At 46.8% G+C, this 11,039-nt stretch carries 13 protein-coding genes and 1 other annotated feature; all 13 genes read left to right on the plus strand.

The window, feature by feature from the left end; genetic code table 11:
* The first annotated feature begins 25 nt into the window (after window positions 1–25).
* Window positions 26–493 carry a Mini-ribonuclease 3 gene (locus tag DFQ00_RS25455; RefSeq protein ID WP_110899306.1) on the plus strand — a complete coding sequence of 156 codons (468 nt, stop codon included), beginning with the start codon at window positions 26–28 and terminating at the stop codon, window positions 491–493.
* Between the two features lie 56 nt (window positions 494–549).
* Window positions 550–1,296, plus strand: coding sequence for a 23S rRNA (guanosine(2251)-2'-O)-methyltransferase RlmB (gene rlmB / locus DFQ00_RS25460; protein ID WP_110899269.1), 747 nt, complete (start codon window positions 550–552; stop codon window positions 1,294–1,296).
* A gap of 5 nt (window positions 1,297–1,301) precedes the next feature.
* Window positions 1,302–1,823 (plus strand): NYN domain-containing protein, encoded by a 522-nt coding sequence (locus tag DFQ00_RS25465; RefSeq protein WP_110899270.1) that lies wholly within the window; start codon window positions 1,302–1,304, stop codon window positions 1,821–1,823.
* A gap of 172 nt (window positions 1,824–1,995) precedes the next feature.
* Window positions 1,996–2,640 (plus strand): RNA polymerase sporulation sigma factor SigH, encoded by a 645-nt coding sequence (gene sigH, locus DFQ00_RS25470; protein WP_024633601.1) that lies wholly within the window; start codon window positions 1,996–1,998, stop codon window positions 2,638–2,640.
* Window positions 2,641–2,949: 309 nt separating this feature from the next.
* Window positions 2,950–3,099 carry a 50S ribosomal protein L33 gene (rpmG, locus tag DFQ00_RS25475; protein ID WP_072735843.1) on the plus strand — a complete coding sequence of 50 codons (150 nt, stop codon included), beginning with the start codon at window positions 2,950–2,952 and terminating at the stop codon, window positions 3,097–3,099.
* A gap of 21 nt (window positions 3,100–3,120) precedes the next feature.
* Window positions 3,121–3,312 (plus strand): preprotein translocase subunit SecE, encoded by a 192-nt coding sequence (secE, locus tag DFQ00_RS25480; RefSeq protein WP_024633600.1) that lies wholly within the window; start codon window positions 3,121–3,123, stop codon window positions 3,310–3,312.
* Window positions 3,313–3,334: 22 nt separating this feature from the next.
* Window positions 3,335–3,868, plus strand: coding sequence for a transcription termination/antitermination protein NusG (gene nusG / locus DFQ00_RS25485; RefSeq protein WP_024633599.1), 534 nt, complete (start codon window positions 3,335–3,337; stop codon window positions 3,866–3,868).
* A 68-nt stretch (window positions 3,869–3,936) separates the two neighbouring features.
* Window positions 3,937–4,362, plus strand: a complete 426-nt coding sequence (rplK, locus tag DFQ00_RS25490) for a 50S ribosomal protein L11 (protein WP_017692062.1) — start codon at window positions 3,937–3,939, stop codon at window positions 4,360–4,362.
* A gap of 94 nt (window positions 4,363–4,456) precedes the next feature.
* Complete coding sequence (gene rplA, locus DFQ00_RS25495; protein ID WP_090924686.1) at window positions 4,457–5,149, plus strand: 50S ribosomal protein L1; 693 nt, start codon at window positions 4,457–4,459, stop codon at window positions 5,147–5,149.
* Between the two features lie 68 nt (window positions 5,150–5,217).
* Window positions 5,218–5,365, plus strand: a sequence feature (ribosomal protein L10 leader region).
* Window positions 5,366–5,388: 23 nt separating this feature from the next.
* On the plus strand, window positions 5,389–5,892 hold the full coding sequence (gene rplJ, locus DFQ00_RS25500; protein WP_110899271.1) for a 50S ribosomal protein L10: 504 nt from the start codon (window positions 5,389–5,391) through the stop codon (window positions 5,890–5,892).
* A 71-nt stretch (window positions 5,893–5,963) separates the two neighbouring features.
* The gene (gene rplL, locus DFQ00_RS25505; protein WP_110899272.1) at window positions 5,964–6,326 is read left to right on the plus strand and encodes a 50S ribosomal protein L7/L12; all 363 of its coding nucleotides are present in this window, start codon (window positions 5,964–5,966) and stop codon (window positions 6,324–6,326) included.
* Between the two features lie 98 nt (window positions 6,327–6,424).
* Window positions 6,425–7,027, plus strand: coding sequence for a class I SAM-dependent methyltransferase (locus tag DFQ00_RS25510; RefSeq protein ID WP_110899273.1), 603 nt, complete (start codon window positions 6,425–6,427; stop codon window positions 7,025–7,027).
* A gap of 413 nt (window positions 7,028–7,440) precedes the next feature.
* Window positions 7,441–10,986 carry a DNA-directed RNA polymerase subunit beta gene (gene rpoB, locus DFQ00_RS25515; RefSeq protein ID WP_110899274.1) on the plus strand — a complete coding sequence of 1,182 codons (3,546 nt, stop codon included), beginning with the start codon at window positions 7,441–7,443 and terminating at the stop codon, window positions 10,984–10,986.
* Window positions 10,987–11,039 lie beyond the last annotated feature (53 nt).

Here is an 11,039-nt window from a genome sequence, read left to right on the forward strand (position 1 = left end):
ATCTGTCGAGCAATCGGTACAAGGCATGCAGACCGAAGGAAAGAAGAATCAGGTGGATACATCGGAGGGAGGGTGGTTTCCTTATCCTCCTTCCAGACCGGCGCGGCTGATTCCACCGATTGCGCTGGCTTACATTGGTGATGCGGTATATGAGGTTGCGGTGAGGCAGTATCTGTTATCAAAAGCGAATATGCGTCCCAACCACTTGCATCGCAGTGCAACAAAGCTAGTATCTGCCAAGGCGCAAAGCCGCATACTGACAAGTATAGAGGCTGCATTGACGGAAGATGAGCTGGACGTGGTGCGGCAAGGACGCAATGCGAAGTCGGGCAGCGTTCCCAAAAATGCAGATGTGCTGGAGTACAGACATGCTACTGCGTTTGAATGCCTGATCGGTTATCTGTATAGCAGCAGTCAGCATCATCGAATGGTTGAGCTGATCGGGCTGGGAATTGAACAGGCGGAGCAGGCAGCTGCATCAACGTCAAAATAGCTGAATTTCGTTGACTGTTTTATATAAAAAAGCAATACAGAGAGGAACGAACAAGGATGGAAGAAGAGTGGATTGCCGGTAAACACTCCGTAACGGAGGCGCTGCGTTCAGGCCGGACCATTAATAAAATATGGATTGCCGACACGGCGCAGAAACATCTGACACAGCCAATTATTGCGGAGGCCAAAAAACAGGGAATTGTTATTCAACATGTAGACAAGCGTAAGCTGGATCAGACGGTTCCCGGTATTCAGCATCAGGGCGTCGTTGCTCAGGCAGCGCCGTATGCCTATGCCGAGGTTGAGGATATTTTGGAAGCAGCCAGATCCAAAAATGAACATCCGTTTATTCTTCTGCTGGATGAGATTGAAGACCCTCATAATCTGGGTTCCATCTTGCGTACAGCAGATTGCACAGGAGCTCACGGCGTTATTGTGCCTAAGCGGCGCTCCGCTTCTGTAACGGCAACGGTATCCAAAACGTCTGCTGGTGCTGCGGAGTATGTACCTGTTGCCCGGGTAAGCAATCTGGCGCAAACGATTGATCGTCTCAAAGAAGAGGGCGTATGGGTTGTCGGTACGGATGTGACCGCACGGGAGGCTGTATTTGGCAATGGGGTGTTTACAGGACCGGTAGCGCTTGTCATCGGGAACGAAAACAAAGGCATGGGCCGTCTCATTCGCGAGAAATGTGATGTGCTGGTCAAATTGCCAATGCAAGGTCAGATTAATTCCCTGAATGCTTCCGTGGCTGCGGGTGTTGTTATGTATGAGGTGCTCCGTTCCCGCCAAGCGCAGGGATAGATGATATGGCTGATTCCCGTGATGTGCTTCTTGTAGACGGGTACAACATGATTGGTGACTGGCCGGAATTATCCAAATTGGCAGAAAGCGGTCTGGAGGAGGCGCGAAACAGGTTGCTCTTTCGGCTTGCGGACTATCAGGCCTTTTCCGGCAGGCGCGTCATCGTTGTGTTTGACGCCTACCTAGTGCCTGGACTCGGTAAATCCTTTACACAGAGCAAAGTTCAAGTTCATTTTACAAAGGAAAAAGAGACGGCAGACGAATGCATTGAGAGACTCGTTCGGGAACTAAGCATGCGAAGACGCCAAATCTATGTAGCTACCAGCGATATGGTAGAACAACATGTTATTTTCGGCCAGGGAGCGCTGCGTGTATCTGCCAGAGAGCTGCTGATTGAAGTGGAGCAGAATGAAAAGGAGCTTCAGCAGCGGCTTGCGGAGGATCAGGCGAGATCAACTCGTAATACAATTGGAGGGAAATTAAGTCCTGATATTTTGAAGCAGTTTGAACGCTGGAGACGAGGCTGACAGCGGGTTTCTTACAAATTTTACAATATTGAAACTATTGACAATTATGTTATAGCTGTTCTTTTTTAGGGATAGCGTGGTTGACGGTGGGAGGTACCATCATATATACTGTTCGTATATTTCATAGAGTAGAGTAACGGGGTACCTTGCGTTGCAGCCGGAGGGATTGTCTGTGAGTGTCGACCTCAAAGATATCATGTTATCGAAGTATGATTACCAAAGTGACGAAGACATTGTCGAAGCGGTCCGTGAAGGCGAGAGCGAAGCGCTGGAGTTTTTGATCAACAAGTATCGCAACTTTGTACGCGCCAAGGCAAGATCTTATTTTTTGATCGGAGCTGACAGGGAAGACATTATTCAAGAAGGAATGATTGGCCTTTACAAATCGATTCGTGATTTTAAAGGGGACAAGCTTGCCTCTTTCAAGGCGTTTGCCGAATTGTGCATTACAAGACAGATTATAACGGCGATCAAGACAGCCACACGACAGAAGCATATTCCGCTGAATTCTTACGTATCTCTGGACAAGCCCATTTATGATGAAGAGTCTGATCGTACGTTACTCGATGTGATTTGTGGAACACAGGTCAGTGATCCGGAGGAATTGATTATTAACCAGGAGGAGTTCGTTGGCCTGGAAGATAAAATGTCCGAGATTTTGAGTGACCTGGAACGTAAAGTGCTGATGTTGTATCTGGACGGAAGATCCTATCAGGAGATTGCAGTTGATCTGGATCGTCATGTGAAGTCCATTGATAATGCATTACAGCGTGTGAAGCGCAAACTTGAAAAGTACCTGGAAGTTCGAGATAATTGAACAGAGGTTGTTGTCGTTGATGGAAAAGGCTCGGTGTTTGAGTCTTTTTTTATTGTCTGAAGTTTATATTGTTAAGGATTGATAAATACTAGTAATCGCTCGGTTCATGCCGGAGAAGTGAAAAAATCAGAGATAAGAGATGCGGCACGTCTAGTACGGAATTAATACCCAATGATGAAAGGTTATTCTTTCATTGACATGCTTATACCCTTGTGATAAAGTGTTTTAGGTAGGCCTATTTTACGGCTTTTTTTTCAGGATCAATTTAGAGACTCTGCTCACTGCGGAAGTCTTCGGGAGGTGTACATCATGCGGGTAATTATTACTTTGGCTTGTACAAACTGCAAACAAAGAAATTACACTACGACAAAAAACAAGCGTAATCACCCCGACCGCATGGAGATGAAGAAATTTTGCAAGTTTTGTAACGAGCAGACTTCTCATCGCGAAACCAGATAGTTTTTGGGAGGTGTAGTCGGCGTGAAACGTAGTTTCAAATCTCTGATTTCCTTTTTCTCTGAAAGCTGGGCTGAACTTAAAAAGGTTCGCTGGCCTAATCGTAAAGAGCTGACGAACTACACGTTAATCGTACTTGGTACTGTTGTGGTTATGACGCTGTTTTTTTGGGTCGTAGATATCGGCATCTCCGCTGTGATCGAAGCGATTATTTAAGAAGGGTCCCAGGTGGCTTGATATGGAAAAAAGATGGTACGTCGTTCATACCTATTCAGGGTATGAGAATAAGGTCAAAGCCAATTTGGAAAAACGCGTAGAGTCCATGGGTATGGAAGACAAGATTTTCCGCGTTCTTGTTCCGATGGAAGAAGAAGTGGTGAACAAAGACGGTAAGAAAAAGACCGTTATGCGTAAAGTTTACCCCGGATATGTCTTGGTCGAAATGGTTCAAACCGATGATTCTTGGTATGTTGTTCGCAATACACCAGGTGTTACCGGCTTTGTCGGTTCGACAGGTTCCGGCTCGAAACCAACAGCCTTGTTGCCTGAAGAAGTGGAACAAATTCTGAAGCACATGGGCATGGTTGAGCCTAAGCCTAAAATTGAATTCGATATTAAGGAATCCGTACGAATCAAAGTCGGACCTTTTGCGAATTTTGTGGGCTCCGTGGAAGAGATTTTGGTAGACAAAAGCAAGCTGAAAGTACACGTCAACATGTTTGGACGGGAAACACCGCTTGAGTTGGAATACACGCAAGTGGAGAAGATATAGTCTCTTCAAGTTTCTTGTGGGAGGGCTGAGAGGCCCGTTGACCACTATTTTGCAAGGAGGTGTCAATCATGGCAAAAAAGGTAATCAAAATGGTAAAACTGCAGATTCCAGCAGGTAAAGCAAATCCAGCACCACCAGTAGGTCCGGCATTGGGTCAAGCAGGTGTCAACATCATGGCATTCTGTAAAGAATTCAACGCTCGTACAGCTGATCAAGCAGGATTGATCATTCCAGTTGAAATCTCTGTATTCGAGGACCGTTCCTTCACATTCATCACTAAAACTCCACCGGCAGCAGTTCTGTTGAAAGTGGCAGCTAAAGTTGAAAAAGGATCCGGCGAACCGAACAAGAAAAAAGTTGCTACCGTTAAACGTGATGCGGTACGTCAAATCGCGGAAACAAAAATGCCTGACCTGAATGCTGCTGACGTTGAGTCTGCAATGCGTATGGTCGAAGGTACTGCCCGCAGCATGGGTATCACCATCGAAGACTAATTTTCACAAGAAACATGGCTTCGTAAAGCCGGCCGATTCGCGACCGGTCAATGTGGGAGGTATATCCGCTAAAACCACAAAGGAGGAATAAAACATGGCTAAACACGGTAAAAAATACCTGGAAGCTGCCAAGCTGATTGACAGCGAAGCAACTTACGAGCCTTCAGAAGCGGTTGAGCTTGTGAAAAAGGCAGCTACTGCAAAGTTCGATGAAACGATCGAAGCAGCAGTTCGTTTGGGCGTAGACCCTCGTAAGCAAGACCAGGCTGTACGTGGTGTTGTTGTCCTGCCACATGGTACAGGTAAAACACAACGCGTATTGGTATTTGCGAAAGGTGACAAAGCGAAAGAAGCGGAAGCGGCTGGCGCGGACTATGTTGGTGATGCAGACATGATCAACAAAATCCAACAAGGCTGGTTCGAATTCGACGTCTGCGTAGCGACACCGGATATGATGAGTGAAGTAGGTAAATTGGGCCGTCTGCTCGGCGGTAAAGGTCTGATGCCTAACCCTAAAGCCGGAACGGTAACTTTCGATGTAACTAAGGCTGTTCAAGAAATTAAAGCCGGTAAAATCGAATATCGTCTGGATCGTGCAGGTCAAATTCATGCACCGATCGGTAAAGCTTCTTTCTCTTCCGAGCAACTGAATGAGAACCTTAAAGCTCTCATGGACGCTCTGAACCGTGCTAAACCGGCGGCAGCAAAAGGTGTTTATCTGAAGAACGTAAGTCTTTCTTCTACGATGGGCCCTGGCGCACGCGTGAACGCAGCAGCTTTTAGATAATATATCTTGACAAGGTTCGCCTTGTTCTGGTATGATATAAAAGTTGTGAGTCCGAGTGACTGACCGTTGACATTTGAATATGCTTGCCGTAGACAGTAGGTGCCCTGTGGCTTAATTTCCTACCGAGGTGTGATTATACAACTTGAAACGATGCAAATCGGTTGCGAGTATATATCAAGCCTTCGTGATTCTACGGAGGCTTTTCTTAATGGGATAAATTTGATCAGGAGGTGTACAGATTGGCAAACGCAAAAGTGATTCAAGCAAAACAAGAGTCCGTTGATGCAGTAACAGCAAAATTGCGCGAAAGCGCGACAACAGTTGTTGTTGACTACCGCGGATTGAACGTTGCCCAAGCTACTGAACTGCGCAAGCAGCTTCGTGAAGCTGGTGTAGAATTCCAAGTGCTGAAAAACACATTGCTTCGCCGTGCGACTGCTGCAGCAGAATTGACAGAACTCGATAGCGTTCTGACAGGTCCTACTGCAATTGCATTCAGCGGAGAAGATGCTGTAGCTCCAGCCAAAATTCTGAACGACTTCGCGAAAAAGAACGATGCACTGAAATTGAAAGGTGCTGTCGTAGAAGGTCGCGTAATTGGAGTAGAAGAAGTTAAAGCGTTGGCAGAACTGCCATCCCGCGAAGGTCTCCTCTCCATGCTCCTCAGCGTGCTTCAAGCCCCTATGCGCAACTTCGCGCTTGCGGTTAAAGCCGTTGCAGAAAAAGAAGAGCAAGGCGCGTAAGCTACTTGATCTGAATACTGCGTAGCAGTAATGAAATACAAAAAAATAAAATTATATATGGAGGTTCAATCATGAGTAAAGAGCAAATCTTGGAAGCAATCAAAGGCATGACTGTACTGGAACTGAACGATCTTGTTAAAGCAATCGAAGAAGAATTCGGCGTAACTGCTGCAGCTCCAGTAGCTGTTGTAGGTGGCGGCGCAGCTGCAGCTGAAGCTGAACAATCCGAATTCGACGTAATCTTGGCTAACGCTGGTGCTTCCAAAATCAACGTTATCAAAGCAGTTCGCGAAATCACTGGTCTGGGCTTGAAAGAAGCAAAAGAACTGGTTGACAACGCTCCAAAAGCACTGAAAGAAAAAGTGGCTAAAGAAGAAGCAGACGCAATCAAAGCTAAGCTTGAAGAAGCTGGCGCTACAATCGAAGTTAAATAATTTAGCTTATCCAAGCTGAATGAACAAAACAACAAACCCCTTGACTTATATCAAGGGGTTTGTTGCTGTAAATGTAACTATGGAAAGTGAGTGAGGGCATGTCCAATCATTATTATTCGGACAAACCGCAAGCAGCACATGATCGCAAGTCCGCAGAAGCTGTGCTTCGGGGAGTTAGTCTGAAGCTGGTGACGGATGCTGGTGTTTTTTCCAAGAACGGAATCGATTATGGCAGCAGAGTATTAATTGATGCGATGGAACTGCCGTCAGGCGCTCAGGTTCTCGATGTGGGATGTGGTTATGGGCCGATCGGGCTTACAGCAGCAAAGCTAGTACCGGATGGACATGTCACCATGGTCGATATCAACGAGAGAGCGGTTGAACTTTCCAGGGAAAATGCCAAAGGCAATGGCATTACTAATGTTACGATTATGCAAAGCAATCTACTAACTGAAGTAAAGCAGCGGGATTTCGATGTGGTTCTGACTAATCCTCCTATACGAGCCGGCAAAGAAACAGTTCACACGATCTTTGAGCAGGCGTATGACCATTTGAAGATTGGCGGGGCGTTATGGATTGTCATTCAAAAGAAACAGGGTGCACCTTCTGCGAAAGCGAAGCTGGAATCGTTGTTCTCGAGAGTGGAAGAAGTTACAAAGGATAAGGGCTATCGAATCTTTAAAGCGGTGAAGGAAGAGTAGAGGAATCTATTCGTGGTTCATACGAATTTGTAAAGTAAGCAGGGCAGTGTTTTTTTTGCAATAGGACTATTGACTTGAAATTCAAGCCGTGGTATAGTTGTAAAATGTCAGTATTAAGATGCCCTACTTGGCTTTAGCTAACTAAAAATGTCAACCTTTTTTACGCCGAACCGGGCTTATTATGCCTATGTTTGGCGTATAATATGTACATTTTGGGCAAACTGGGGATATGAATGATTTGGAAAGACATCCGCCGATCAAAGTTGCTCTTTTATCGAACGACATTTCGAATAAGGGCTTTTCTTTATTTGCGGGTGCATTGCTTTGCTCTGTATGTGTACCATTATAAGGTTACAAACAGAGGTTCGCAACGAAATTTTTAAAGTGAGTAGACATTGAGGGGTGAGTTTAAGTTGGCAGGACATCTTGTTCAATATGGTCGACGCACTCGGCGCAGTTATGCACGAATTAACGAGATACTCGAAGTTCCGAACCTGATTGAAATCCAACAAAAATCGTATGACTGGTTTTTGGAGGAAGGGTTGCGCGAAATGTTCCAGGATATCTCGCCGATCCAGGATTTCACAGGCAACTTGATTTTGGAATTTATCGATTACAGTCTCGGGGAACCGAAGTATACAGTAGACGACGCAAAAGAGCGTGACGTTACTTATGCAGCACCGCTTCGGGTCAAAGTCCGGCTCATTAATAAGGAAACCGGAGAAGTCAAAGAGCAGGAAGTATTCATGGGAGATTTCCCGCTGATGACCAGCACCGGAACATTCATTATTAATGGTGCGGAACGGGTTATTGTCAGCCAGTTGGTTCGCTCTCCTAGCGTTTACTTCAGCACAAAAGTAGATAAGAACGCCAAAAAAACGTATACCGCTACAGTAATTCCTAACCGCGGCGCATGGCTTGAGCTGGAGATGGATGCGAAGGACGTCGTTTACGTCCGGATCGACCGTACGCGTAAAATACCGGTTACGGTTCTCCTGCGTTCCCTTGGTTTTGGCACAGACGCTGAGATTCTGGATTTGCTCGGTAATGACGAATATATCCGTAACACGCTGGACAAAGACAACACGGACTCTACGGAGAAAGCCCTCATCGAGATTTATGAGCGTCTTCGTCCGGGCGAGCCTCCAACGTTGGATAATGCGAAGAGCTTGCTCGTTGCACGATTCTTTGATCCAAAACGTTATGACCTCGCAAACGTAGGTCGTTACAAAATCAACAAAAAGCTGCACATCAAAAACCGTTTGTTTAACCAGCGTTTGGCTGAGTCTCTCATCGACGCTGAAACAGGCGAGATCATTGCAGAAGCAGGTCAGATGGTTGACCGTCGTTTGCTCGACGAAATCATGCCTTACCTGGAGAAAAGCGTTGGCTTCCGCACATATCACGTGGGGAACGGCGTTCTGGATGCCAATGATATCCCGATGCAAACGATTGACGTATTTTCACCAATTGAAGACGGTAAAGTGGTTAAGCTGATTGCCAATGGTGACATTGACAAGTCCGTGAAAAATATCACTCCAGCCGATATCATCTCTTCCATCAGTTACTTCCTGAACTTGCTGCATGGCATTGGCAGCACGGATGATATCGACCACCTGGGTAACCGTCGTTTGCGTTCCGTGGGTGAGCTCTTGCAGAACCAGTTCCGTATCGGTTTGTCCCGTATGGAGCGTGTGGTTCGTGAGAGAATGTCCATTCAGGATGCAAATGTGATTACACCACAGGCTTTGATCAACATACGTCCGGTCATTGCATCCATTAAAGAGTTCTTCGGTAGCTCCCAATTGTCACAGTTTATGGATCAAACGAACCCGCTGGGTGAGTTGACGCATAAACGTCGTCTGTCCGCACTCGGACCGGGCGGTTTGACACGTGAACGCGCCGGCATGGAAGTCCGTGACGTGCATCCATCCCACTATGGACGGATGTGTCCGATCGAGACACCGGAGGGACCAAACATCGGTTTGATCAACTCCCTGTCGACTTTTGCACGCGTAAACGAATATGGCTTTATCGAAGCTCCTTATCGTTGGGTTGATCCGAAGACTGGTGTCGTAACCGAGCAGATTGATTACCTGACAGCAGACGAAGAGGACAACTATGTTATCGCTCAAGCGAATGCAAAGCTGAACGAAGATAGCACCTTTGCAGAAGACGCGATCATTGTACGTTACAACAAACAGTCGGATAACATCCTTACGATGCCGAGTGAACGAGTAGACTACATGGACGTATCTCCTAAGCAGGTTGTATCGGTCGCTACAGCACTCATTCCGTTCCTTGAGAACGATGACTCCAACCGTGCCCTCATGGGATCAAACATGCAACGTCAAGCGGTTCCTTTGTTGATTCCTAAAGCTCCGCTCGTAGGAACGGGTATGGAACACAAAGCAGCGAAAGACTCCGGTGTATGTATTGTTGCCGATTATGACGGAATTATTGAGCGTTCTTCTGCGAACGAGATCTGGCTCCGTCGTATTGAAGAGGTAGATGGTCAGGAAGTCAAAGGCGATATCGTTAAATATAAATTACACAAATTTATGCGTTCGAACCAAGGAACATGCATCAACCAACGTCCGATCGTGAAAAGAGGCGCTGCTGTCAAAGCTGGCGATATCCTTGCTGACGGTCCATCGACGGAAATGGGTGAACTTGCACTTGGACGTAACGTTGTAGTTGCCTTCATGACATGGGAAGGTTACAACTACGAGGATGCGATCCTGCTCAGTGAAAAACTCGTGAAGGAAGATGTTTACACATCCATCCACATCGAGGAATATGAGTCGGAAGCTCGGGATACCAAGCTCGGACCTGAAGAGATCACACGCGATATCCCTAACGTTGGGGAAGAAGCGCTGCGTAATCTGGATGAGCGCGGTATTATCCGCATCGGTGCCGAAATTGCAGCTGGCGACATTCTCGTTGGTAAAGTTACACCAAAAGGTGTTACCGAGCTGACTGCAGAAGAACGTCTCTTGCATGCTATCTTTGGTGAGAAAGCACGTGAAGTACGTGATACTTCCTTGCGTGTGCCTCACGGTACAGATGGTATCGTAGTCGATGTAAAAGTATTTACCCGTGAAAACGGAGATGAACTGCCACCAGGTGTGAACCAGCTCGTTCGTGTTTATATTGCCCAAAAACGGAAAATTTCCGAGGGTGATAAAATGGCGGGCCGTCACGGTAACAAAGGGGTCGTGGCCCGCATCTTGCCGGAAGAAGATATGCCTTTCCTGCCAGATGGCACACCAGTTCAAATTGTTCTTAACCCGCTGGGCGTACCTTCCCGTATGAACATCGGTCAAGTGCTCGAAGTTCACTTGGGTATGGCAGCAATGCAGCTAGGTATCCACGTAGCAACACCTGTATTCGACGGAGCGAAGGAGTATGACGTCTTCGATACGATGGAAGAGGCAGGTATGCAGCGTAACGGTAAAACCGTGCTGTATGATGGTCGTACGGGTGAAGAGTTTGAACGTGAAGTTACCGTTGGTGTCATGCACATGATCAAACTGGCACACATGGTTGACGATAAAATCCATGCCCGTTCTACAGGTCCTTACTCACTTGTTACGCAACAGCCGTTGGGTGGTAAAGCCCAATTCGGTGGACAGCGTTTCGGGGAGATGGAGGTTTGGGCGCTTGAGGCTTACGGTGCCGCTTATACACTGCAAGAAATCTTGACTGTTAAATCCGATGACGTTGTGGGTCGGGTGAAAACGTACGAGTCCATTGTCAAAGGCGAGAACGTGCCGGAGCCAGGTGTTCCTGAGTCGTTCAAAGTATTGATTAAAGAGCTGCAAAGCTTGGGTATGGACGTTAAGATTTTGAGCGAAGATGAGCAAGAGATTGAAATGAAAGAAATGGACGATGAAGATGACGCTGCGAGCGATAAGCTCAGCCTCAACCTTGAGGGTACAGAGGTCGGAGCGGAATAATCGCTTCGGGCGCAAGATGACCGGCGTTTTTCATCAGGCTCGCGTCATGCTCC

The sequence above is a fragment of the Paenibacillus barcinonensis genome (assembly GCF_003217495.1).
GTDB lineage: Bacteria > Bacillota > Bacilli > Paenibacillales > Paenibacillaceae > Paenibacillus > Paenibacillus barcinonensis.